A 24,506-nucleotide genomic window follows, 5' to 3' on the forward strand; every position below is an offset into this window, starting at 1 on the left:
CATGACCGAACAGGAATCAGCGGTACTGCTCAACCAACGCGCCAAAGGCGTCACCGAAGTGGTGCTGAACCGCCCGGACAAACGCAACGCCTTCGACGACGTGATCATCCAGCAGCTGATCACCGCGCTGGAAACCGTGAACGCCGACGACAACACCCACATCGTCATCCTGCGTTCGGAGGGCAAACACTTCTCCGCCGGGGCGGACCTGGGCTGGATGCTCCGCATGGCGGACAACACCCGCCAGGAAAACCTGGACGACTCGCGGGAACTGGCGCGGCTGATGGACACCCTGAACCACCTCGGCAAACCGGTGATCGGCCTGGTACAGGGTGCCGCTTTCGGCGGCGCCGTCGGCCTGGCCGCCTGCTGCGACATCGTACTGGCCACCGAAAAAGCCAGCTTCTGCCTGAGTGAAGTGAAGCTCGGCCTGATACCGGCGGTGATCAGCCCCTACGTGGTGCGCGCCATCGGCGAACGCCAGGCCCGGCGCTACTTCATCTCCGCCGAGGTATTCACCGCCCAACAAGCCGAACACTTCGGCCTGGTGCACGAAGTGTGTGAAGACGTAGCTGCCATGGACCGCCGCTGCGACGAACTGCTGCTGCAGCTTGCCCTCAACGGCCCCGAGGCCATGCAAGCCGCCAAGAACCTGGTGTTCGCCGTCAGTCACAAAGTCATCGGCAAAGACGTTATCGACGACACCGCACAACGCATCGCGGACATCCGGGTGGGTGCCGAAGGGCAGGAAGGCCTCAGTGCCTTCCTGAACAAGCGCAAGGCCAACTGGGTTCCAGAGGAATAACAACCATGTTCAGCAAGATACTCATAGCCAACCGTGGCGAAATCGCCTGCCGGATTATCCAGACCGCCCATCGCATGGGCATTCGCGTGGTCGCCGTTTACTCCGATGCCGACGCCGACGCACGCCATGTCGCCCTGGCCGACGAAGCCTTCAACATCGGCCCGGCACCCAGCTCCGAGAGCTACCTGAAAGCCGACAAGATCATTGAAGTGGCCAAAGAAAGCGGTGCCCAGGCTGTTCATCCGGGCTACGGCTTTCTCTCCGAGAACACCCAGTTCGCCGAAGCCTGCGAAGCCAACAACATCGTGTTCATCGGCCCGCCCTCTTCCGCTATTGCAGCCATGGGCTCCAAATCCGCCGCCAAGGCCATTATGGAAAAAGCCGGCGTGCCCCTGGTGCCGGGTTACCACGGTGACGACCAGTCCCCGGACACCCTGCGCAAAGAAGCCGAGAAGTGCGGCTTCCCGCTGTTGCTCAAAGCCGTCGCCGGCGGTGGTGGTAAGGGCATGCGGGTTGTTGGACGCATGGAAGACTTCGACGATGCCCTGGCTGCCGCCAAACGGGAATCGAAGAACGCCTTCGGCAATCCGGACATGCTCATCGAACGCTACCTGACCCAGCCACGCCACGTGGAAATCCAGGTGTTCTGCGACAAGAGCGGTAAAGGCGTCTACCTGGCCGAGCGGGACTGCTCGGTGCAGCGCCGCCACCAGAAAGTGCTGGAAGAAGCCCCGGCCCCGGGCCTGAGCGAAGACACCCGCAAAGCCATGGGCGAAGCCGCCGTCAAAGCCGCCCAGGCCATCGACTACGTGGGCGCCGGGACCGTGGAATTCCTCTACGACGTGGACGGCCCCTTCTTCTTCATGGAAATGAACACCCGCCTGCAGGTAGAGCACCCGGTTACCGAAATGGTCACCGGCCAGGACCTGGTGGAATGGCAATTGAAAGTGGCCTGGGGCGACCCGCTGCCGCTGGAACAGAGCCAGGTAAAAACCCGGGGCCACGCCCTGGAAGCGCGCATCTACGCCGAAGACCCGGACCAGGACTTCCTGCCCGCCACCGGCAACCTGCGCTACCTGAGTACTCCTGATGAAAGCGCGCATGTGCGGGTGGATACAGGCGTCACCGAAGGCGACGACATCAGCATCCACTACGACCCGATGATCGCCAAACTCATCGTGTGGGACGAAACCCGGGACCAGGCCATCAATCGCATGGTCCAGGCCCTGGAGCACTACCGCATCGCCGGCGTGAAAACCAACATCCGCTTCCTCCACGCCCTGGCCGACGCCCAGCCGTTCCGGGAAGCCGACCTGACCACCGGCTTTATCGACGACCACCGGGAGCTGCTGTTCCCGAAATCGAAACTCGACACCCACAAAGCCCTGGTACTGGCCGCCGGTTTTGTACTGGAACAGCGCAAATCCCGGGAAGTCATCAGCACCGACCCCTGGTCGCCGTTCGGCCGCCAGAACAGCTGGCGCATGAACTCCGAATACGCCCAGCCCCTGCAACTGCAGGTGGGTGACGACATCCACGAACTCAAAGTGCTGGAACGGGACGACCGCTACCAGGTATTCGTCGGCGGCAGCGTGTACAACCTCACCGCCCGCCTGGACGACGACTACCTGCAGGCCGTCATCAACGGCCACCGCATCAGCATCCACGGCAACCTGCACAACGACCAGCTGGTGCTCTTCTACGAAGGCGACACCTTCCAGTGCATCCTGTACCGGGAAACCTACGGCTTCGAAGAAATGGCCGGCGAAGGCAGCCTGGCCGCCCCCATGAACGGCGCCATCGTCGCCGTGCAGGCCAAAGTGGGCGACAAAGTCACCGCCGGCCAGAGCCTGGTGATCATGGAAGCCATGAAAATGGAACACGCCATCAAGGCCCCCGCCGACGGCGTGGTCACCGACATCTTCTTTGCCGAAGGTGACCAGGTGTCCGAAGGCGCCGAACTGATCGCCATCGAAGTCACCGCAAACGCGGAAGAGGAGGCAAGCTAATGGCCTTTCCCGACAAAGTCAGACTGGTTGAAATGAGCCCCCGGGACGGCCTGCAGAACGAGCCCGGCCCGATCATCGCCACCCACATCAAAACCGAACTGATCGAGCGCCTGGCCGACTGCGGGTTAAACCACATCGAAGCCGCCAGCTTCGTGTCGCCGAAATGGGTGCCACAAATGGGCGACGCCGCCGACGTCATGGCCGGCATCAAACGCAAACAAGGCGTGCGCTACTCCGTACTCACCCCCAACCTCAAGGGCTTCGAAAACGCCCTCGCGGCCGGGGTAGACGAAGTGGCCGTCTTCGGCGCTGCGTCCGAGTCCTTCAGCCAGAAAAACATCAACTGCTCCATCGCCGAAAGCCTCGAACGCTTCATACCCGTGATGGAAGCCGCCAAACAGCACCACATACCCGTACGCGGCTACGTCTCCACCGTACTGGGCTGCCCCTACGAAGGCGACATCGCCCCCGAACAGGTCGCCAAAGTCGCAAAAGCCCTGGCCGAACTCGGCTGCTACGAAATCTCCCTCGGCGACACCATCGGCACAGGCACCCCGCTAAAAGCCAAACGCATGCTGGAAGCCGTCGCCGCCGAAGTACCCATTGAAAAGCTGGCCGCCCACTTCCACGACACCTACGGCCAGGCACTGGCCAATCTTTACGCGGTATTGGAAGAAGGCGTAAGCGTCATCGATGCCTCAGTAGCAGGCCTCGGCGGCTGCCCCTACGCCAAAGGCGCCTCCGGCAACGTTGCTACCGAAGACGTGCTATACCTTCTGAACGGATTGGGAATAGAAACCGGCGTCGATCTAAACAAACTCGTCACAACCGGCGAATGGATCAGCGAACAGTTAAAACGCCACAACGGCTCCAAAGTAGGCCAAGCATTAGGCGGTAACTGCAAATGATCGAGTGGGGAGCGGGCCTGGTTGTCCGGGACCGTAAAAAACAAGGATGTTTTTTACGAGCCTACACGGACGTATTAACGGCGTGTCCCGGACAACCAGGCCCGCTCCCCACCGCACCAAACCCGCAGTCTAGGAGCATAAAATGAACAAGAAGAGCGTAGTCGCCCTGGACCTCCCGATCCCAGAGATCAGGGACATGCCAGAAGACACCCAAAAGTACTTCCAGATCTGCCAGGAAAAACTAGGCATGATCCCCAACGTACTCACCGCCTACAGCCAGAACCTCAAACAGTTGGAAGGCTTCACCCGCCTCTACAACGAACTCATGCTGGGCGAAGGCGAACTGACCAAACTCGAGCGAGAAATGGTCGCCGTCGTGGTGTCTTCCGAGAACAAATGCTTCTACTGCCTGGTCGCCCACGGCGCCGCCGTCAGAGTACTGAGCGGTGACCCCCAACTGGGCGAACACATGGTGATGAACTACCGCAGCGCCAAACTCGACAAACGCCAGCGGGCCATGCTCGATTTTGCATCGCACCTCACCCGCTCACCGGCCACCGTCACCGAAGAACACATCCAGGCCCTGCGGGATGTCGGCCTGAGTGACAGCGGCATCTGGGACCTGAGCAACCTGATCGGCTTCTACAACATGTCCAATCGCGTGGCCATCGCCAGCGATATGCAACCAAATACTGACTATCACAGCCAGAGTCGCTAGCAGATTCCACACTGCTTGCCCTCGACCACAACAACAATGGAGGCAGACAATGAACCAGACTCTACCTAGCTACACAAGCGGTACCTCCGAAGTGCCCCTGCTGGGCATGACCATCGGCGAAATGCTCGACCGCACCGCCGCGAAATACCCAGATACCGAAGCCCTGGTCGCCCTGCACCAGGACATCCGCTGGACCTACAAAGAATTCCAGCAAAAAGTCAACAAAGCCGCCCGCGCCTTCCTGGCCATCGGCGTTGAACGTGGCGACCGGGTGGGCATCTGGTCCCCCAACCGCTACGAGTGGACCGTCACCCAGTTTGCCACCGCCAAGGTCGGCGCCATCCTGGTAAACATCAACCCGGCCTACGGCACCCACGAACTGGAATACGCGCTTAACCTGTCCGGCGTGCGCTTCCTGGTATCGGCAGACAGCTTCAAAACCTCCGACTACCGCAAGATGATCTACGAACTGGCCCCGGAACTGCAGGCCAGCCAGCCCGGCAAACTCAAGTCCCGGCGCCTGCCAGAGCTTGAAGGCGTGATCAACCTGGACCAGCGCAGCCACGAAGGCATGTGGACCTGGAACGAATTCGTCAAGCTCGCCAGCGACGCCACCCAGCAACAACTGGACGAACGCCAGGGCGTGCTGCAGTTCGATGACCCCATCAACATCCAGTTCACCTCCGGCACCACCGGCAACCCCAAAGGCGCCACCCTCACCCACCACAACATCCTCAACAACGGATACTTCGTGGGCGAGAGCCAGCGCCTGACCGAGAAAGACCGCCTGGTCATCCCCGTACCCCTGTATCACTGCTTCGGCATGGTCATGGGCAACCTGGGCTGCATCACCCACGGCTCCACCATGATCTACCCCTCCGAGGGCTTCGAACCGAAAGCCGTGCTGCAAGCGGTACACCAGGAAAAGGCCACCGCCCTCTATGGCGTACCCACCATGTTCATCGCGGAACTGGGCGACCCGGAGTTTGAGAGCTATGACCTCTCGCACCTGCGCACCGGCATCATGGCTGGCTCCATCTGCCCGGCGGAGATCATGAAGAAAGTAAACAGCAAGATGAACATGAAAGAAGTTCAGATTGCCTACGGCATGACCGAAACCAGCCCCGTGTCCACCCAGACCAGCTCCCTCGACCCGTTCGAGAAGCAGGTAACCACCGTGGGCCGCACCCAGCCGCACCTGGAAACCAAAATCGTCGACCCCGCCAACGGCAACATCCTGCCCCGGGGCGAAACCGGCGAACTCTGCACACGCGGCTACAGCGTAATGCTGAGATACTGGAACAACGACGAAAAAACCAGTGAGGCCATCGACGAAGCCGGCTGGATGCACACCGGCGACCTGGCCAACATGGACGACGAAGGCTACATCCAGATCGTCGGCCGCATCAAAGACATGGTCATCCGCGGCGGCGAGAACATCTACCCGAAAGAAATCGAGGAATTCCTCTACACCCACCCCTCCATCGAGGAAGTGCAGGTAACCGGCATCCCCGACGACAAGTACGGCGAAGAACTCATCGCCTGGGTAAAACTGGCCCCGGACGCGGACCCGGTCACCGGCGACGAACTGCGGGAATTCTGCAAAGGCAAAATCGCCCACTTCAAGATCCCCAGGAACTACAAGTTCGTGGATGAATTCCCGATGACGGTTACCGGGAAGATCCAGAAGTTCAAAATGCGGGAGATTTCTATTGAGGAGATGGGGTTGAAGAAGTAAGACCCCTCTTCCAGCCCGTTCCTATCTCAAACCCCAGCCATGTGCTGGGGTTTGTGCTTCGTGCACTCTGCGTATACGCTTCTAGAGAAACGGGAATCATACAACGCGCTCGGTTACTGCGCGGTGGGGTCACAGCAATACTGGACAGTCGCTTTTCAGCATATTGATTTTCGGTCGCTTTTTGATAATTCGTTTTCAAGCAAAGTTGCAATAATGAAGCGGTCGAATTTTTGCCGGGACTCCGATCACCATCAAATTTCTGTTGAAAGGGTAGGTTCGCGTGTTTCAACCAGTCTCTCTTGCCGAATTAGAAGTGCCGATTGTTGCTTGGGATGCGTATGAATGGGTTCAAAATCTGCTCGAACGCTACCACTACGATGATGAATCGAGACGGATACTTCAACTCGGCAAAGGTACTGTTTCTAAAATTCTTGAAGAAGTTCTGCCTTTGGCTGTGTATGCCAAGGAGAGGATAGATTTTGAGAACGTATATCTCCATTATTTCGCGAGCAGTTCTCAGTCTTTCGACGCTGAGTTCCGAACCGGAAAGGGCGAATTGGTAGAGCGAACAGAGGTGACCATTGCTATAAACGGTTTTGAAGAGCAAATTCGCCGAGAAACTATTGAGCAACATGGCTGGAGCCCGGGGTTTGGGCTAAATGAATACATTGGTAGTGTTCGAAACCGAGAGATCCCTGAGCCCGAGCACAGACTTCACGGGCAGGAAGAAGCTGTGGAGAACCTCAAAAACCTAGTTGCATCCGCATATTCGAAGAAACTTGAAAATATCGATAAGTATCCGGGTACGTCCTTGCTAATTGGAGTTGATTGTTTTGTACTGAATTCCACATCGGAATTCCAAAAAGTAATCTCGCCAGTGGTTGGCCTCAAAACCCCATTTGAAGCGGTGAATATTGTGGATACGAATGGACGCTTCTACCATTGTCACAAGTAGCCGTTAACAAAACCAAGCTCAGCGGCGTCTACTACATTGTGACCTCGCCTCTACTCCTTGGATGCACATGTTGGTGGAGCCATACGGGCGGTTCAAATAGTCTCAAAGAATATTTGCCGTAAGATTTAACGGAGGTAAGTTAAAAATGACCAAGCCGGTAATATTTGACTACGCGTTTAAGCAAAGACCTGGAGGGTTCGACAGAGTCGTATATAACTACGATGATGACATAAATAAGGTCGATGGAATAAGTCTTGTTAAGCAAAGCCGAGCGGCTTCACTGTACTTGACCAAGACAAACACTGAAAGGGAGTCGGATGACAACCCAACTCATACTGCCTTGGGAATGATAACCAAGACTGATGTTGTCCGAGAATCGGATGACGCATCCTATGAGGAAATGCTTGGAGCCCTGACCAAAACAAAAGTAGAAAGAGAATCAGACGACGATCATTTTGAAACGTCGATAAGTCTTGGCATCCAAACAACCGCTACTCTAAAATATAATAATGCTAACACAATCCCTCTTGTGATGCTCCTTACCAAGACTGAAAGTAATCGAGAATCAGATGATTAAAAATAATGTCTTAGTAATCACTAACAAAGAGGACGTAACAGTTGACTTTGTCATTGAAGCCCTCAAGGTAAATAAAATAAATTACTACAGGTTTAATACTGAAGATATTGGATCAAATATTAGCATATCTTTTGATTCGGCCGGGTATGCTCTATTCGACCACAAAAAATCGAAAATTATCAAAATAAATGAATTTGGATCAATTTACTTCAGACGACCTAAACTCCCACCTCCAATGCCCGGCTTAACTATAGGCGAGCAGCAATTTTATTTAAACGAAATATCAACCTACCTAGAGGGAATTTATCGAAACTTATCGTCAAATTTTTGGTTAAATTCGGTTTTTGACATTCGAATGATTGAGAATAAACCATATCAAATTGAACTAGCAAGGAGTATTGGCTTTTCAGTCCCTAGTTTCTGCGTATCCAACAACGTCAACATATGCAACGATTTTTTCAGAAAACATGATTTCTGTATATTTAAACCCCTGAAGGTAGGCTTGATAGAAGAGCCTGAAGGCGTAGGTAAAGTTCTATACACGACAAAAGTCGACTCCAACTTCATTGAAAAAATAAAAACAAATGGAGCAATGCCTATTTATCTTCAACAGCAGGTTATAAAGAAATGTGACATTAGAGTCACGTTGGTTGGAAACAAAATATTTGGGGCGAAAATATTGTCTCAAAACTCAGACATAAGCCGAGTCGATTGGAGAAGATCAGATTCAATGCTTGCACATGAAAAGGTCGATATACCTTCGAAATTGAAGGATAAGTGCCTAAGACTTTGCAAGCTCTTCAACCTCAATTTTGCCGCAATAGACTTCGTGCTAGATAATTCAGACCGTTTCTGGTTTCTGGAAATCAATCCAAATGGACAGTGGGCATGGATTGAAAGTTTACTCGGCTACCCAATAAGTAATGAAATTGCAGAGTTGCTAGCATCGGGAGGGAAGGATGATCGGACAAATCATTGAATCTATATGGCCTCGTTTGGAAGGCTCCCCTGTTGCATACGATGATTTTCTTGATAATGATACCGAAATCCCAGAAGAAAATCTTGAAAAATCGATCGAGTTTGCGATTTTAATGTATGAAAAGCAAAAAGAGCGTGTTTCGACCATTGAATCGAAATCTAGTATTTACCTAGGTTTTTTCGGAACTGTAATAGCAATTCTATTTTTCGCACTGAAAGACTTATTTTTTAAGGTAGAGAGTGGTATCGCTTATGACGTTGCGATAATGTTTGGCGGGATCTTAATAATATATATATTACAAGTTATGCACTATGCGATTAAGGCGTTGGAGCGGAGAGGATACCATAGCATCGATGAATCCGAATTTTTACATGGCGACAAGCGTAGAATCGCCGTTGACTTGATCAATAACGTGAAGAAAAACTATGACGTGATAAATGCAAAAGTAGATTGCATGACGATGGCACATGAGTTTACCAAGCGCATATTATGGATGATACTAATCGCAGCAGTAGCACTTGTCATTTTACCACTCACAAAATATAGCTCTGTCACTTTAGTCACTGATATTAAAGCATTATCGCTAGAGTTTGATCTGAGACTTTCTGATTATATTCTCACATTAGTTGTTGCATGGCTAACAGTAAGTCATTACCAGATTTTAAAGATAAAGAATAAAATCAAGAAATGATATCATCGGAATTCGAATCATTCCGAATACCAAGCTTGGTACATATAACAATCAACTGCGCGACGTATGGACCCCTCTGCGATGTCAGCCCGTTACTTGGTTCGCGAAGTGGTCTGAGTACGGCGGAAGATTCAATGTCGGATGTCACGAACAAGCTTGCCGAGTTGGTCACTGTCTAGCGCTGAGGCATAAACATGCTAATTTCGCTATACCCCACCAGCCCTTGTTCTAACCAAAATGGGCAGCACGACAGCCAACACTCCGTGCCTTTTGTGTTACTCCTCACTATCGCTCAAAACTTAACACAGAAGGCGCTCCGTGCTGGCTGTGTCTGCGCTGGACGTTAGGCGTCGATCAGAGTAAGTAATCGAATCATGGCAATATAGACTGACGATGAGCTGCGAGGCATTGTTGCAAGGAATGAATCGACCGATCATGCCGTAGCTTGTTCCAACGCAGCTTCAATTTTCGAAATCCAGCTGCAGTCAATTCCTCTACTTTCCCGCGCTTCTCTTATCATCCTTAGATTATTCGCCGTAGTCTCTGGCTCCCATTTTTCTCTCATTGATGCTATAGCCATCCCCAGAGCATTTTGAGCTCTTACCTCATCTTGAGCCAAAACGTGTATTTCTAGCTCTGTCGCATGATCCCAGTAGTCAGGAGCCTTACTAGCCAAGCGTCTCTTTACCGAATAAGCAACCACTGGAATAAGTTCCTCTTTTCTTGTGTCAGGAGGATCTGAACATTCCATCAGTGTTACAGCGTTGATGCCAGGGTACGCATCTCTCCAATCCGACTCAAAGCCCTGGAGGTATGCATCAATAGACTTGCGTAAAAAGGCTGCCGCTACTGAACTCTGATCCGCCTTCGTCTTAGACCACTGATCCTTATATACTCGCCCTAAAATACCATTGGTCTCACTGCTAGGCCCATGAATTTCGATAATCTCGGTTAGCACCGACTCCGCCTCTCTGTGGCGCCCTAACCTATTCAGTGCGACCCCTAACTGCTCTTGAACAAGGATTGTTTGCTTTAGCGGCACGGCCATTTGATTGACTAAATCAATCATAGCTTGCCAGTCTTTTACTGCCCTATAAGATAGAAATATATCAATAACAATCGCTGGATCAGCATCGACTATATCAATCTGATTTTTAACGACATCAACTGCTTCACTACCTTGTTCTCGAGCACGTCTCAAACGTTCCTTCATGGACTTTGAATACTCAACCATACCTCGGAAAGCGTCTGTCTTCAGCCTTTGGAGGTCAGGGCGCGGCACATCTGTCAGCAGTTGGTACAGTGGACTATCGTCCGCAGGATCTCGGCAAGCCTTAAGTCTTTCTGCTAGTAATTGGCTGACATCATTAGCATTTTTCGGAAACCCATAGTCATCGACATCGTAAAGTATGGCTCTTAATGGAGATACATCAAATGGAAGTCGCATACCGCTTCCGGCGATCGGCACGGTGCTATAGGGTCTCACACCGTGCCTTATTCCTAGCTCGTAAAAAACATTAGCATTGGCTGTTGTGAGGTCTGCAACCGCATAATCACACATCATTAGGCGTTCAAACATAGGCTTATGTATAATTCCGCCAATGATTTCCTCATCAGCTCTTATAGGCTCCAGATTTGCAGCCTCGATTGCGGGAGCAATTATCTCTTTGTAAACCGAATCAAATTCGACAACACGCCCATTTTCATCGGATTTCCTTCCGAACGGCATCAACACAAAGCAATAGGGCCTCATTGTTTCTTTCCTCTACTTATGTGTTAGAAGCCCTTGAAACTTTTTTGCTCCAGAGCTATAGACGAATAATATTGGTCTTTGAGAAAGAGACGCACTTTTGCCAACGTTCCTTTGAACTCCTATCACTCCAATTCGTCAGCCAGTTTGGCCCACGCCACAGTCTTGATATTTCCTGTAAGCCAATCAGGGCTCTTTCCACCAAGATGTTCTCCTGAATGAACTGCAATGACCCGCTTTCCGAGTTCAAGGCTTTTCTGGACTTCCCAAGCGACCCACTGACTCTGTGCAGTGTTTTCGGAGATGTAAACGACCGTTGTGGAAGAGCGTGCAATTCGCTCCGCTATCTTGCGTCTAATATAGTCTGCTTGTTCACTATCATATGGCTTGCGTACTGAATGATCGCTGAACTCAATATCGCTATTCTCGTTCTTGGCGTGAGCTCGAAGCAAGTTTACGTCGTCGATGTCTTCGGCTGCAAAACTGATGAATACGTTCCTTTTGCCACCCTGGAGCGCGGCTTTTGCCTTCTCCTCCAGCGACCGAATGTCCCCAAGTCTATTCCATCCTCCACCGCTACTGCTGCCACCCATTTTATTTAGGCCTCCTCAAACTTAAACTCTTTACAAGCAATACACCGACCGCAGGCTTGTTCCCCCCCCATGTGACATGAGTAGGTATTCCGTATTCCTTTTTGTTGAGCAAGCATGACGACGTCTTGTTTGTGGAAAGCCGATAAAGGAGCAAGTACCTTGATGCGTCTTCCCATGCAAAGCATGATCATCTGTTCAGCTTCGCCGAGGAAGGCCGCCGTTTGGTCAGGAAACAAGCTAGTGTCTTCGTGAAGAAGTCCAATCGACACAGCATCTGCTCCAACTTGGTATGCATGAGCCGCAGCTATCAAAAGAAATAGCATGTTACGCCCGGGCGTGAATGCATCGTCGACCACGTTGAGATTAACGTCAGTAAGTCCCGAACGGATTAGCGCACCAAAGCCAGAAAGACCCGCAACCATCGGCTCAGGCAAATTCAATGCAGCCATGGCGCTACGACAGGCCGCGAGCTCTTGGTTACAGGACCGCTGCCCATAGTCGACAAACAGGGGATGCTGGTGTAAACCCTCTTCTTGGGCAAGCTTGGCGGCAAGGGTCGAATCGAGCCCACCCGAAACAAGTGTGACGATGCTCATATCTTTACGGGCTCCATTGTTCGGCTAGCTACACGCATAACAATCCATATTGCCCAGTCCAGTAGCCCCACGGGGCAATCTAAGGTGTCAGAGTGCTCACGCAGCGCAGCTTCAGACCGGTTGTACTGAGCGATAGTGGCTATAGAAAGCTTGGTTCCATTATAGATGCCAAGTTCTTTCATGTAATTCAGCACGTGCCGATCCAGTATAGCGAGATCGTAACTCACGCCCGCATTGCGCAAGAACATACTTGCCTGTTTAGGACCCAGCCCCGGGGCATTTGCAACGAACCAAGCCCTGGCGTCTGTGGCGTCACGAAAACTCCCGACAAGAGCACGGAGCGAGCATGCCTCCGTAGTCACTGCCACGCGGGTGGAAGCGAGATGCCGAGCGCGTGCAGCGGGAAAACGGTATGAACGGAGTCGACCCGCTACTGATAAAGGGGTACTCAGAACTTCGACGAGACGAGGTGTTAAAAACTCTGGATCGTGACAATCGCCCAAGAGAAGACCTTCTTCATCAATCGCGTCGGCCGCAGCAGCTGCTAGAGGGTACGGCACTTGGCTGCTCAAGACGCAAGACGACAACTCCCACCACAAACGCCGCTCGTCCGGCGGCTCGCAGGGTTGCGAGACGCGAGCCAAAACATCTGGGCAAATAGCTGCAACAGCACTCATTAACCGCCCGGAATCGTAAGAAATCACTTGAAGAGCCTCGGAATCTGTTTTTTAAGATAACTCACCATCTCCCAGTCAGTCAGTCCTACCACAAACGCCTCCATGTTATCGTCCATTACAGCTTCTCTAAGACTTTGCGCAAAATTGGTAAAGTAATCGAGATTGTGAAACGCAACCTTGCCACCATAATCAATATCCGGATCTTTCAGCGCCTGAGTTGCTGTAGCTGAATCGCTTACCTCAGTCTGATATTTGAAGAAGTCAAAGTGCTGAAAGTGATGAAGTCGATTCTTATCACGATCAACTACCATACGGCACCACTCGAGGCCATCAAAAGTATCTGCACCCGCTGCCGTCAATATTGCAACACTCCAAGGGTTTCCGGTACCAAGAATGTGCAATGGCTGATAGAACGGTAGTTTATTTAGCTCTTTCCTGATCGATTGGACCATTAGTGCGCGAGCAATAAGACCAGGACCAAGCTCTCGTTCTGGAATGGCTATTAGCTTTGGCTCAAGCCGGTCTGCAACTTCCCGAACGATTTTTGGAATGTGGTCAAGCTTATACCCGCCTGATTTTAGACTTGGAGCATGAATGATCGGGAGTACAGAAGCATCGGTGAAAGATCTGTCACGCTCCACTGCCATAACAATCTCCTCAATGGCACGATCTGGATCGTGTTTCGGACCCATTACGTCGAAGCAAAATGCCCAGTCATGCGGGGTTTGACCAAGCGCCTCTTCCAAATCAGGCTTCTTCCATCTCCGTGTGCCCAAGCGGGATGCTTCGTAATTGCCGGAGTCAATCAGAACGAATCCGCCGTTTTTTCGATATTCTGTTAGCTCCTCGATTAAGGCTTGCGGTTTGCGGCGAGTGACCAAGTCGTAAGCCGAGACTAGAATAGTAGGTGCCTCAAAGACTCGTAGCGCTTGTAGGGCCTCAACCGGCACTAGTTGCGTCTCATGTGACGAAACTGACAAAAAAAGTGTGGGTAGCTGCACCTTGCCGTCGGCAATCGCTGGGGGTCTCTGAGGCTTGGCTCTAGGCGGTACTGCAAGATCTAAACGCCGTTGCAGTTGCAAAAGTCCGGGGTGGTCGACCTCACCATTCCACCCACGCAGATCGGAGCAACTATAAGAACCGAAGGAATAGGGCGGATCGCTATCATCAATCCGGGCTGGCAAAATTTCAATGCCATGCTTTTCGCCTAGCCTTAGCTCATCCGTGACAGTACTCTTGCTTCGAGCAGAGACAGAGAAAAGCGCTACAATGCAGCTCGCCTTCGGAATCTCTGCTTCAATCACCTTATCAAAGCGCCCTATGATCTTGTCATCCCACCAAGCCTCCCAACGCTCCGATAGAACCTTGTAAAGCTGTTCCGCAACCGTTTGGTCTTCCCTTGCATACACGATATATATATCTGCCATGAGATACTGAGCACCGGCTGAGTTTATTTACTTTCTATGCCAGGACCGTTCACCGTAGCCCAAGCAGCAAAATAAAGTGCTGAGACAAAATCATCAGTGACCACAATGTCGGCTTCTATGCTCGATAGACACGCTGGATACGAACATTCTTCCCGCAAAACGACAACTGAGGCTCCCGAAGCTTTTGCAGCTTGAGCCAGTTCGGCCACACCCTCACGAAGCCCATCCGCTAAAATAAGCACCGAAGCAGCAGGTTCGCGAGATCGGGCACCCAACACTTGGCAAGTGACATCGACTCCGAGCTCTCGCAGTAGGAACCGTGCCTCTTCCATGGTATAGCGCTGCCCGATGGTGCCAACCGAACCTTCAAGCGCAACCACACCAAGATCAGAAGATTTCAGCGGCACCAGATCACGAAGTTCGTCATCTTCGAGTGGTAGCTGGCCAGAGCCACAGTATGCTGCGACCGAACGCGATGCCTCATTAGCAGCTTTCTTTGCCGGCAATCTTTTCTCTGCCCAGCAATGTGCAAAAATCGCACTGAACACATCGCCAGTACCAATTTTGAACACACGCGACGAACGGTAAGCAGGAATGTGTGCAGCCTCATAGCCACGCTCAAAGACCATTGCGCCTCGAACCCCTCTCTTCGCAACAACGACTGAAGCATCTTGGTTTTCCATGAGATACAAAGCCGCCAAATTTAGGTCTTCAATTCCAGTAGCTGACCTAAGCTCAAGTTCGTTGAGCACAATTGCCAGCTCTCTCGCTACAGATCCGTTCTTATGAAATGGAACCGGGGTTCGCCAAGTCTGCGGATCGTATACAGCGCGGTGCGCATCTACGACGGCATCTCCTTCAAGAAACCCGAAACGTAGAACTGCTTCTCCACTAACTTGAAGTGGTGGCTGAGGTGTAATCTCATTGGGGTCAGGCTGGATATTTGGTCGAGAAAGAGGGTGGAAATACGCAAAAGCAATATCAGTCGGACGCGGATTAAGACGTACATTGATTCCCAGCATCTCTAGTGACGCAGCACCTTCACTGACAACACTTTGTGAGTATGTGTGGAGAGTGCTGCTCTTCGAAAGAGCGGAAACTGCTGCCGCTGCACGGCCTCCGGAGCCAAATACTGCATCCCAAGGAGGAAGACAGCATAGCTCGCGGTAGAGCCCCCCGGCTATATGCATTCGTTTTCCCCGGCATGCAATATTGCGCTCACAGTCTCATCCCGAAATTGTTGCCTGGAGAACACCGTCTCCAATTCGCCACGCAAAAGTATTTTGAAAGCGTAGCCCTTTCAGACAGATATCGCCAGGCCAGAACGTACTTTCTCCAAAAAAGCTAATGCTGAGGTAAGCGGCGGGGTGCTGGTCATGCGAGTGTGGATAGGCAGCTGTGAGCGACTTAACTGGTTTCACTATTTTTAGAAACTCGTGCTCTCAGTATTCGATTAAATGAGCCTTATCCAGCTTCATAGGAGGTTCCCAAATATTAGCTCAATAACCCGGGTAACCCGTTCCGGGTGCGCCATCCCTTGACGATTTCAAGGATTCGCTCTGGCGTTGCGTCAGCCGGATTCTCTGGGTAATAGATCAAATCAGACCCTAACGGGTGCCCCGTAACCTGGATAAAATGCTCCAACAACTGATCCTGATACTCCTCCGATCCATTGGCCTCAACTATGTCGACCAATAGATCAAGAAACTCGGATTCCGTGTACTCACTGAACTGGTCTTTACGCTGCATGGTAATTGCTACCGAGATATCTTCGGCTGTGGTTCTCAGGCACCGGCGTAAGTCCAGACAGAACCCCTACCAACCGTCCAGTTTGATCCCGTGCTCTTTGAGATACTCGCCCTCTTCTTCCAAATATTCGTCCACCCATTGAGAGTAGTCCGACTTTTCGTTGTTAAACGGTCTGGCCTTATAGCGCCCAACCTCAATCGCATTTTCTCCACGGTTCATGATCCAGACAACCACTGTTCCACCTGGAGCAAGCCCCAGAACGAGCGTATCTCGGGGACGTTCCGCTATCTCACCATAACTTTCAAAGGGTGCGACTTCTTTCATCTTTTCCACGATCTCGTCGGCATTTTCCAGCTTGATCACGGCCTCATAGGATTGCTGCTCTGCAAAAGAAAACCAACGGATGAGAAATAACTCGGGGGTAGCCTTCCATTGCGCCCCGGAAAATGGGGGATGTTTCCAGCAACATGACACGATCCCGAAAGGGCGGCGCCATCCAATATCCTCGGACAAAGATTCGATAAAGAACTTATCAACCCATACGTCATAATGCTCCGGGGCCACCACGCCAATGCTTCGATATGTCGAGTTTGGCCCTGGCATCGACCCGTCCGATTCTGTTTGCTCAGAACAGCCTAAAAGAACCAATACACAAAAGCTGAACAAGAAGTGCTTAATACTCATGATATTTCCCATCAATCCACTATCCCTTGTTTGGGTGGATGGGCCAGCGGCCATCTTTGGCGAAGCTGAAGGGGTATAGCAGGCCCATTTCCAGGTAATGGTCGGAACGGTCCAGCCATTCACGGAAGAGCTCGAGCAAGTTACCGGACTCGCCCCTGATTATGCGAAGACCAACTCCCAACCCTGGAACCATGCGAGCTACCAACCTTCCAATGGGACGCCATGTTCTCGGATATACTCGCCGCTATCGCGCATATAGCGCTCAGTAATTTCACGGTAGTGCTCTGGGTGTGTTTCTACCTTTCTTGACTCATATCGCCCAACCTCAATCGCATTCTCCCCGCGGTTCATGATCCAGACCACTACCTTTCCGCCGGGCGCCAGCCCTAGCACCAGGTTATAACGGGGGCGTTCAACTATTTCGCCATAGCGTTCGAAAGACACTGGCTCTTTCATCTTCTCCACAATTTCGTCCGGATTTTCCAGTTTGATCACGGACTCATAGGATTGTTGCTCTGCGAACGAAAACCAGCGGATAACAAACAGCTCTGGAGTGGTTTGCCATTCTGCACTGGACAGCGGCGCACTTTTCCAGCAACAAGACACGATGCCAAAAGGGCGGCGCCACCCAATATCCTCGGACAGGGATTCGATGAAAAACTTGTCAACCCAGACATCGTAATGCTTCGGAGCCACAACACCGATACTCCTATAAGCCGTGTTTGGCCCATACCTCGGTCCCTCAACGTCTTTTTGCTCCGAGCACCCCAAAAGAACCAGAACACACAAGCTGAGCACGTAGAGCTTAGTCCTCATGATATTCTCCATCGACTCACTGTCCCTTGTTTGGGTGTATCGCACGACGACCATTTTTGGCTGGCCTGAAGGGGTATAGCAGCCCAATCTCCAGGTAATGGTCGGAATGGTGAATGTACCGTTGTTTTAGTAAGGCTTTGGACTCCGACGCTATCAGCAACTCTTTGCCATGCCAGACGTGCGCAGCGAGGTTTCTGGCTATGGGCATTAATTCCTGTGGGAGCACCAATTGAGGGTTGTCCGTTGGTATCGGCTCGAATGGTACGCCTACATCCACCGCCAACTTGTGCATCAGATATAAAGGAATGCGTGAATATTCCCCACGCACTTCACGATTTAGCCAGAGATGCAACGCTACGTCACCGCCTGTCAGGCTTGGCTGGGTAGGTTTCATCGGCAGACGCTCCTGTTCAATATCAAGGGTGGCCAGCGGGTTGTGTTTGCCTATCCAGCCCTCGCTTTTTATCAAAGCCCGCTCATGGAGCATTCGGGAGAACTCCATACTGGATTCCGGATCACGACGAGCCTTTCCTGTAATCACTACGGGCGGGCGAACTTCGATATGCTCCTGAAACCGGTCCGGGTAGCCACCGCCAATATCGGAATGCGCTCCCGGCAATACCCATTCACTGAAATTCTTGGGCAAGTTGCCGGACTCACCCCTTAGGCTGTTTAAGGAGAAATTGTGCCGGCGCTCATCCCGGGCCACGAACTGAACTGCTCTTTCAACCTGCTCCGGCTTTATATTGACATTGATACGACCGGTTCTCTCGTCGTGGGCGGAGAAATCCAGGTTACCCAAATCGGCAATACCCGCAACTGTATCGAACAGGCCGAGAAAGCGAACTGTGATTCTCTTCGGCCAGGGAACGCCTTCCCGTCTAAAGGCTTTGGCCAAAGCCCCTTCATAGCCGCCAGACAAAGACCCGGTCGTATCATGAACCTCCCGGCTCACAAAATGACGGGCGGTTGCTGCTCCACGGCTGAAGCCGAATACATCGAGGACTAATTCATCGATCGATTCCTTGACGGAGCCGGCAATTTCAAACACCAACTTTTCGCACCCACTGTCGATCTTTTTTAGTGCGCCCTGCTCGCCAAGCCCGAGCCCCATACTCTTATCATCATCGGGTTCACCGGACTTTGTGCCAACCCCCGACACGTAGGTGGATAACCGGTATATCTGTTCGCCACCTTCACCTTGGGATCCAGTCCTTTGATACAAATTTTCAAGTTTGGAGACATTGGTTTCGGCATTGAGATAACTGCCCTCCATAAACTGCGACAGCTCATTACCGCACTCTTCTTCCGACATGGCTCCAGCAGCATTGGCCGTCAGGCATTCATCCATTTGTCGTTGGTAGGTCTGGGTGTTGTTGCGGTTGTTGCCGGTGCCATCAAAAAAGATGCCTGCTTCCACCCGGACTTTGGGGCGGTCCTCTTCTTCGGATGACTCATCCGGTGATTCGTCAGGCAGCCCTTCGTCGATCAACGCGCCTTTCTGCGCTGCCCGGCGCACAAATTCCAGAGGGTCTTTGTCCAGCAGTTCTTTTGCCGTTGGTGTGAGTTGGCCCTTGTCATCCAGGGCACCGGCGACCGCAAAATCGACGACTGGCGCGGCGGTGGTGGCAACGCCAAGAATCACCCTTGGATTACCACTAACAATTGAACCGCCATGGTTGGTGGGGCTTCCGAGATACGCCACGGGCATGCCATCGGCAAATGCCATTGGGTATCCCTGGGTGATCATGGCACCACAGCCCGTGACATCGCCCACACGGGCAACGGGTTTGCCTTCAACAAGGATACTGGAGCCGTTTGGCAGGATGGGGGTAGAACCGTGCCCTTTGATCGGGCAAACATGCATGTCGCCTACGCAGGCGGTGATGAGCTTGCTCATGGTGAGAGTTCCTTTCTCTTACAGGTTGCCTCCTGGCTACCCGGTGTTTAACTATACCTAGCGATTCATGAATATAGCATGCTGGATACTTCATAACATTGCGGGTAATTCATGTCAGACATCGCCTACACCCCCACCATTGAGGAAGTGCAGTAACCGGCATCCCCGAAGACAAGTACGGCGAAGAACTCATCGCCTGGGTGAAGCTGGCACCGGATGCGGATCCGGTCACCGGCGACGAACTGCGGGAATTCTGCAAAGGCAAGATCGCCCACTTCAAGATCCCCAGGAACTACAAGTTTATGGATGAATTCTCGATGACATCACCGGGAAGATCCAGATGCGGGAGATTTCTATTGAGGAGATGGGGTTGAACTATGGCCCTACCTCAAACCCCAGCCATGTGCAGGGTTTGTGCTTTGTGTATTCTGCGTATACGCTTCTAGAAAAGCTAAAATCATACAGGGCGCTTCGTTATTACGCGGTGGATCAGGAATACTGGTTAGCGGCTACGCAGCATATTGATATTCAGCTCCTTTTTTATGATTCACTTACTGACAGAATTATATAATGAAGTAGTCAGATCTATATCAGGAGTCTAACCACCATCAGATTGGTTAGATCATTAGGAATACGATGACATGTACCGATGGATGAGAAATGCTGGTGGGGTTCTGATGATCTCTTTGGCCACTGTTTTTGCGGTTGTCGAAGGATGGGATATATCCACGACGCTGAATAATAAAACTAATAATCGCTTGCAAGAGCAATCTATCCAAATTAACGAAGATGCCTCTGATGAAAATAGGCTGGAAATTGCTCAAATAAAAGTGCAGCTGGAAAATATGTCACAGATCGATGATTTAAACGTGAGGTCTCCTGGCTGTAGATGTATCAAGAGAGAAAACGAGGGTAAGCAAGTTTGGTTAATGTGTCCAACCAAAGGCCCAGTCTGCGATAGCAGAAACCGTACTCGGTGTGAAAATGAAAATCCTGGCTTTGAGTGTTGATTTAATAAACGGCTGCTGGTGGAGCATAACCCAGGAGCGTCCACTGCACCGGTGTAGGTCTAGGCTACAGGGAGAGCGTCATGTCTTGGAATCCCGAGAAGTTCCAGAAGGATATCGGAGAATGGTTAGTAGCATTCAACTCTGGATTCTTATCTGATGCCGCCAAGTATCTTGGCGATCCAAACGGGGAACGAAATAAATCATTACAAGCACTTAGTAGCCTTGATGTAGTTAAAATTAAAAAAAGGTTGGATGGTATTATTTCACAAATTGAACTAGTATTAAGAAATCACTGCGAACAATGTATGATAGAAAGTAATTACCCCGAAAAAGATATTAACACTATACTGAATAACTATTTTTATACAGGATGTATTCACTCAAAAATAATTGGCGAATTTAACTCCACATTATCTCAGTTAAACAACCTTGCAATGCTGGCTCGATCTCATCTCGAAGCACTAAATAGAAACTCAGGTTTGGATGGGTTCCTGAAAGGATTATTTACTGGATATACAAACCCAATAGATGGCGCAGCACATGCTTTCGGAAAAGGCTCTATGCAAATGGAAGTCGATTCCAGCAATCAAGCGTTTAATAAAGCTGCCATACTTGTGGGCCAATCCATAGATTCTGTATCCGAATCTCTGAAGGTTATCGTGCTTGAAGTTTGGAACGCCTTTGGCGCTTACTTGGAAGAAAATGCTAATTATGGCTGACAACCCTAACATAGCAAAGCACTCGGACTTGGAAAAGCTGTCATTTTTTGTTCCAAGAAGGCGTCCAACTTTACCAAGCCGGTGTCAAAGCGTCAGAAAAAGGAGTTTGCTTCGTGAGAAACGTATTTTTTGCAGCAATTTCGATAGCTTTATTGGCAGGCTGTTCCGAAAAAACTGAAAAGGTGAACGCCTGTATTGAGCGCGGAGTTGAGTATTTCAAAGAAATTGGTTCGTATCCGACGTTATCCTCTGCTCCAAATAAGGGGCGTAACGCTGAGGAAGTCGCTCTTGAACGATGTAACCGCACAACCACGGCGTTCTAGAAATAATTTTGGAGACTGTATTTCTTGGGGGAATATCAGTTAAGCCTTATGTCGAAATCTGACCTACAGAGCAAGAGTTACCAATGGTGGCGGTGGCTATTCGTACCGATAGTGCCGCCAATTGTAGCTGTGGCGGCGGCATTTGTATTCCACTGGGTACAGTGGGTAAGCATGAAGTTTTTTGGTGGCTATTCTGAAGATGGTTGGGGAGTACTTTACATCGCCCCTTTGTTTACGGCCATCATGTTCGGTTGGTCTTATGCTTGGATTGCTTCACTAATAGCACCTTCTAGGAAATTTCCAGCAAGCTTGGTTATGTCGATCTTGCTCGGTGCATTGTGCACATTCGCATCTGTCGTTGCGATAACTGGAGAACAATTCCCTGCCTACCAGGCTATCAACGTTTCTATAATGACTTTAGCTGCGGTAGGCGGCCTGACAGGCGCTCTTTTGCAAATATGGAAGAATGGCGGAACACTCTAATAGTGGTGCATCCATCAGAGGAATTTAACAAGGTTAAGCCAGGCACAGCGACGGCTTATCCACTGCGGCTTCACCCCACTCCCAATGGCAAAGCCCCGCATACTGGAGGCGTTTAAGTGGTTGAACGATGATACAGATTGAAGGCGAGGCGACTATAAGCGACGGCCGCCAGGTGATTTCGGTAGGTGTTTCCTTTGACCTTGTGCAAGGCCGCTGCCTGATATCTGAGAACAATGCAGGGACTAGTGAAAGGCTCCTTGGCTTCTCTTTGGCCACGAAGGATGAGGTGTTTATAGAAAACGTTCACCTCGAGGTTGGAGATAGTGAGCTTTTTACCGAAGAATTAGGCCCATTTTTCCTGTCATCGAGTAATCAGGCTGAACCAACAGAGGATAGGGGTATCTCCGAATCGGGCCTAGCAAGCGTACTGGGAATTGATTCGCATGCTGTTGGTGTCGATGAAGTCGAGCTTAGGCCATTTAGTTCTAGGCTCGACTTTCAGGTTGTCAAACCCCGCATGGATGACGGTTCTGAAATCCTGCTCCATTGTGATCCACGAGTAAAATTTGATTGCTCTATAGAGCTCGATGGGGAGAAAGTTCGGGTACATACGTTCCGCTGCGGTACGGTGCTATCAAAATATGTGCGGTGTTTTAGCTCAAGCCTTGATCTATCGAGATATACGAACCAGCTTCGGACAGCCGTGTCTTTATTCCTAAGAAGAAGGGCCTTTCTTCATTTTGTTAGAACTCAGTCAACAGTTAGCTTAAACCTAACGCAGCCTGACCAGGCGATATCGTATGGCGTCTTGGTGGATAGCCCTCACCACTATGAAGAAATCCTTGGAAGATTAGCCGCCGCCTCTTTGCGACCGAGAAAACATTTTCTTATCGAAGCGTTTTCCAATCCGGGAACTATAGAGGTTAGGATTTTGAACGCATTCGTTCATCTCGAACTCGTAGATGGAGGTAAGACCCTATCGGCGAACCGGTTGGCTTCAGTTTTAAATATACAAAGGGAGAGCGCTGATGCGCTCGTTTATATGCGCAATGTCATGATTCACGATGGTCTCAGCGTCCGTGATGCACTTGTAGAAACACGACGCCGTTTCAAAACTAGGCGAGGTGGTAAGACAGAGGCGGAAGTAATTGAAAAAGCATTTCAATCGGAATCTCCACATGGAAATTTTTATGCTGCGCTAATGGATGCGTTTTCTGGGCAGTTGGTCAGAGAAATCGGATTTTCGAGCGACTGGGTCAAACGGAAAACAGCATTGTCGCTGTGAAACCGCTATAAATGGAAAACTCAATACCTGGGAAAATGTAAACAGATCTATTTTCCATCTCAAATGAAATGTGACAACAGAAAGGAGTCTCTCGGCCGTTGCGTACAACATTATCGGTGATATCTATGTGCCTGTTTTCTGCTTCGCCTGTGATCGCTTCTGTAGATAACTCGGAGCTCAAGGTATGTCTCGCTTACTCAGATAGGGGCGGCCAGCTTGATTGCTGTGCCGAGTTCGGAATTGCCAAGTCAGATTGTGGTGATGAGGCCCGAGGAGTACCTGGCGCTACCGAGTCACAACCTGATAGCGATTCATACTTTTATTGTAAATTCCACAACTTGGATGGCTCAGGGGAAGATATCGCCAGGTGGGGCAAAGGAACTGACTTCAATTTTGTGCCCAACAAAAATATATGGGAATGGCGTACTGAATACACGATTCAGTCGATTGATTCGACTGGAGGCTACTATCAGAGGTCGCTGAATCCAGTTTTCAAAGACCAGGTTGGTAAGTGTGGTCCGGAAATCGAAGTGGAATATAAAGGAAGAATGAAAGAAATCATCGAGAAGTATCGCAAGTGACGCACAACAAGTTGGCGGAGGGAGCCTCCACAAAGGACAGACGCATGGTCATAGCTGAAACACCAAGGTTATTACTACGCGAGTTTTCATCGGAAGATGTTGGCGCACTCGCGGAGATTCTTGGTGATCCAAAGGTAATGGAGTTTTCCACCAATGGGCCATGCACCGAGGATGATACCCGGCAGTTTATCAACTGGTGCCAGGGCTCTTACCGGGATCATGGTTTTGGTCAGTGGGCCATTGTCGAGCGTCTTTCCCGAGCAGTGATTGGTTTCTGCGGGTTGAGCCACGTAGAGCTGGATGGTGCTCAGGAAATTGAGATTGGCTATCGCCTTGCGCCTAGTGTATGGGGGCGAGGCTTGGCGTCAGAGGCTGCGAAGGCGGCGTTGGAGTATGGCTTCTCGCACTGTCACATTGACTCGATCATAGCGATCATCGCTACCCGCCACGTGGCTTGGTAATCCCCCCGAAAAAAAGCGGTTTTCAAAAGTAGAATTTTCCGTAAGCTAAACGCAGGGAGATTCTGCATGAAG

28 protein-coding genes are annotated in these 24,506 nt (G+C 51.0%); 17 read left to right on the forward strand and 11 right to left on the reverse strand.

What is annotated here, in order from left to right; genetic code table 11:
• Nucleotide 1: 1 nt before the first annotated feature.
• The 9 genes from NLU14_RS07880 (at nt 2) to NLU14_RS07920 (ending at nt 9,380) form a co-directional block, all read left to right on the forward strand.
• Nucleotides 2–805 carry an enoyl-CoA hydratase-related protein gene (locus NLU14_RS07880; protein ID WP_275705667.1) on the forward strand — a complete coding sequence of 268 codons (804 nt, stop codon included), beginning with the start codon at nt 2–4 and terminating at the stop codon, nt 803–805.
• Nucleotides 806–810: 5 nt separating this feature from the next.
• Entirely contained in the window at nt 811–2,814 is a 2,004-nt protein-coding gene (locus NLU14_RS07885) for an acetyl/propionyl/methylcrotonyl-CoA carboxylase subunit alpha (RefSeq protein ID WP_275705668.1), read from the forward strand.
• Nucleotides 2,814–3,722, forward strand: coding sequence for a hydroxymethylglutaryl-CoA lyase (locus tag NLU14_RS07890; protein WP_275705669.1), 909 nt, complete (start codon nt 2,814–2,816; stop codon nt 3,720–3,722). The genes NLU14_RS07885 and NLU14_RS07890 overlap by 1 nt, the downstream gene beginning before the upstream one ends.
• A 142-nt stretch (nt 3,723–3,864) precedes the next feature.
• Complete coding sequence (locus tag NLU14_RS07895) at nt 3,865–4,440, forward strand: peroxidase-related enzyme (RefSeq protein ID WP_275705670.1); 576 nt, start codon at nt 3,865–3,867, stop codon at nt 4,438–4,440.
• 49 nt (nt 4,441–4,489) lie between these two features.
• Nucleotides 4,490–6,178 (forward strand): AMP-binding protein, encoded by a 1,689-nt coding sequence (locus NLU14_RS07900; RefSeq protein WP_275705671.1) that lies wholly within the window; start codon nt 4,490–4,492, stop codon nt 6,176–6,178.
• A 280-nt stretch (nt 6,179–6,458) separates the two neighbouring features.
• Nucleotides 6,459–7,133: a hypothetical protein gene (locus tag NLU14_RS07905; RefSeq protein ID WP_275705672.1), complete on the forward strand. Its 675-nt coding sequence runs from the start codon at nt 6,459–6,461 to the stop codon at nt 7,131–7,133.
• A 145-nt stretch (nt 7,134–7,278) separates the two neighbouring features.
• Complete coding sequence (locus tag NLU14_RS07910) at nt 7,279–7,710, forward strand: hypothetical protein (protein ID WP_275705673.1); 432 nt, start codon at nt 7,279–7,281, stop codon at nt 7,708–7,710.
• Nucleotides 7,703–8,689: an MvdC/MvdD family ATP grasp protein gene (locus tag NLU14_RS07915; RefSeq protein ID WP_275705674.1), complete on the forward strand. Its 987-nt coding sequence runs from the start codon at nt 7,703–7,705 to the stop codon at nt 8,687–8,689. The genes NLU14_RS07910 and NLU14_RS07915 overlap by 8 nt, the downstream gene beginning before the upstream one ends.
• A complete protein-coding gene (locus NLU14_RS07920) occupies nt 8,670–9,380 on the forward strand; it encodes a hypothetical protein (protein ID WP_275705675.1) in 711 nt (236 codons plus the stop codon). The genes NLU14_RS07915 and NLU14_RS07920 overlap by 20 nt, the downstream gene beginning before the upstream one ends.
• A gap of 433 nt (nt 9,381–9,813) precedes the next feature.
• Here the strand turns inward: NLU14_RS07920 and NLU14_RS07925 are convergent, their stop codons facing one another.
• From NLU14_RS07925 to NLU14_RS23110, 11 genes are all read right to left on the reverse strand, one after another.
• Nucleotides 9,814–11,133, reverse strand: a complete 1,320-nt coding sequence (locus NLU14_RS07925; RefSeq protein WP_275705676.1) for a TRAFs-binding domain-containing protein — start codon at nt 11,131–11,133, stop codon at nt 9,814–9,816.
• A gap of 122 nt (nt 11,134–11,255) precedes the next feature.
• Nucleotides 11,256–11,723: a TIR domain-containing protein gene (locus tag NLU14_RS07930; protein WP_275705677.1), complete on the reverse strand. Its 468-nt coding sequence runs from the start codon at nt 11,721–11,723 to the stop codon at nt 11,256–11,258.
• A 5-nt stretch (nt 11,724–11,728) separates the two neighbouring features.
• Nucleotides 11,729–12,319: a 7-cyano-7-deazaguanine synthase gene (locus NLU14_RS07935; protein ID WP_275705678.1), complete on the reverse strand. Its 591-nt coding sequence runs from the start codon at nt 12,317–12,319 to the stop codon at nt 11,729–11,731.
• Nucleotides 12,316–12,996, reverse strand: coding sequence for an 8-oxoguanine DNA glycosylase (locus NLU14_RS23105; RefSeq protein ID WP_420845046.1), 681 nt, complete (start codon nt 12,994–12,996; stop codon nt 12,316–12,318). Before NLU14_RS23105 ends, NLU14_RS07935 begins: the two co-directional genes overlap by 4 nt.
• A gap of 23 nt (nt 12,997–13,019) precedes the next feature.
• A complete protein-coding gene (locus tag NLU14_RS07940) occupies nt 13,020–14,423 on the reverse strand; it encodes a toll/interleukin-1 receptor domain-containing protein (protein WP_275705679.1) in 1,404 nt (467 codons plus the stop codon).
• Nucleotides 14,424–14,446: 23 nt separating this feature from the next.
• Nucleotides 14,447–15,445 (reverse strand): carbohydrate kinase family protein, encoded by a 999-nt coding sequence (locus NLU14_RS07945; protein ID WP_275705680.1) that lies wholly within the window; start codon nt 15,443–15,445, stop codon nt 14,447–14,449.
• Between the two features lie 472 nt (nt 15,446–15,917).
• Nucleotides 15,918–16,172, reverse strand: coding sequence for a bacteriocin immunity protein (locus NLU14_RS07950; RefSeq protein WP_275705681.1), 255 nt, complete (start codon nt 16,170–16,172; stop codon nt 15,918–15,920).
• 66 nt (nt 16,173–16,238) lie between these two features.
• Nucleotides 16,239–16,856 (reverse strand): DUF2931 family protein, encoded by a 618-nt coding sequence (locus NLU14_RS07955; protein ID WP_275705682.1) that lies wholly within the window; start codon nt 16,854–16,856, stop codon nt 16,239–16,241.
• A 198-nt stretch (nt 16,857–17,054) separates the two neighbouring features.
• A complete protein-coding gene (locus NLU14_RS07960) occupies nt 17,055–17,552 on the reverse strand; it encodes a DUF2931 family protein (protein WP_275705683.1) in 498 nt (165 codons plus the stop codon).
• 136 nt (nt 17,553–17,688) lie between these two features.
• Nucleotides 17,689–19,572 (reverse strand): phospholipase effector Tle1 domain-containing protein, encoded by a 1,884-nt coding sequence (locus NLU14_RS07965; protein ID WP_275705684.1) that lies wholly within the window; start codon nt 19,570–19,572, stop codon nt 17,689–17,691.
• 125 nt (nt 19,573–19,697) lie between these two features.
• Nucleotides 19,698–19,847, reverse strand: a complete 150-nt coding sequence (locus NLU14_RS23110) for a hypothetical protein (RefSeq protein WP_420845049.1) — start codon at nt 19,845–19,847, stop codon at nt 19,698–19,700.
• Between NLU14_RS23110 and NLU14_RS07970 the strand changes: the two genes are divergently transcribed.
• The 8 genes from NLU14_RS07970 (at nt 19,779) to NLU14_RS08005 (ending at nt 24,434) form a co-directional block, all read left to right on the forward strand.
• Nucleotides 19,779–19,946: a hypothetical protein gene (locus NLU14_RS07970; protein WP_420845048.1), complete on the forward strand. Its 168-nt coding sequence runs from the start codon at nt 19,779–19,781 to the stop codon at nt 19,944–19,946. The two genes, NLU14_RS23110 and NLU14_RS07970, sit on opposite strands and share 69 nt — an antisense overlap.
• A gap of 267 nt (nt 19,947–20,213) precedes the next feature.
• On the forward strand, nt 20,214–20,582 hold the full coding sequence (locus NLU14_RS07975; protein WP_275705685.1) for a hypothetical protein: 369 nt from the start codon (nt 20,214–20,216) through the stop codon (nt 20,580–20,582).
• A gap of 80 nt (nt 20,583–20,662) precedes the next feature.
• Entirely contained in the window at nt 20,663–21,301 is a 639-nt protein-coding gene (locus tag NLU14_RS07980; protein WP_275705686.1) for a hypothetical protein, read from the forward strand.
• Between the two features lie 113 nt (nt 21,302–21,414).
• On the forward strand, nt 21,415–21,624 hold the full coding sequence (locus tag NLU14_RS07985) for a hypothetical protein (RefSeq protein WP_275705687.1): 210 nt from the start codon (nt 21,415–21,417) through the stop codon (nt 21,622–21,624).
• 171 nt (nt 21,625–21,795) lie between these two features.
• Entirely contained in the window at nt 21,796–22,107 is a 312-nt protein-coding gene (locus NLU14_RS07990; RefSeq protein WP_275705688.1) for a hypothetical protein, read from the forward strand.
• Nucleotides 22,108–22,234: 127 nt separating this feature from the next.
• The gene (locus tag NLU14_RS07995) at nt 22,235–23,392 is read left to right on the forward strand and encodes a hypothetical protein (protein ID WP_275705689.1); all 1,158 of its coding nucleotides are present in this window, start codon (nt 22,235–22,237) and stop codon (nt 23,390–23,392) included.
• A gap of 125 nt (nt 23,393–23,517) precedes the next feature.
• Complete coding sequence (locus tag NLU14_RS08000; protein WP_275705690.1) at nt 23,518–23,973, forward strand: hypothetical protein; 456 nt, start codon at nt 23,518–23,520, stop codon at nt 23,971–23,973.
• A 44-nt stretch (nt 23,974–24,017) separates the two neighbouring features.
• The gene (locus NLU14_RS08005; RefSeq protein ID WP_275705691.1) at nt 24,018–24,434 is read left to right on the forward strand and encodes a GNAT family N-acetyltransferase; all 417 of its coding nucleotides are present in this window, start codon (nt 24,018–24,020) and stop codon (nt 24,432–24,434) included.
• Nucleotides 24,435–24,506 lie beyond the last annotated feature (72 nt).

Origin of the sequence: Marinobacter iranensis, assembly GCF_029207565.1 — a bacterium.
Taxonomy (GTDB): domain Bacteria; phylum Pseudomonadota; class Gammaproteobacteria; order Pseudomonadales; family Oleiphilaceae; genus Marinobacter; species Marinobacter iranensis.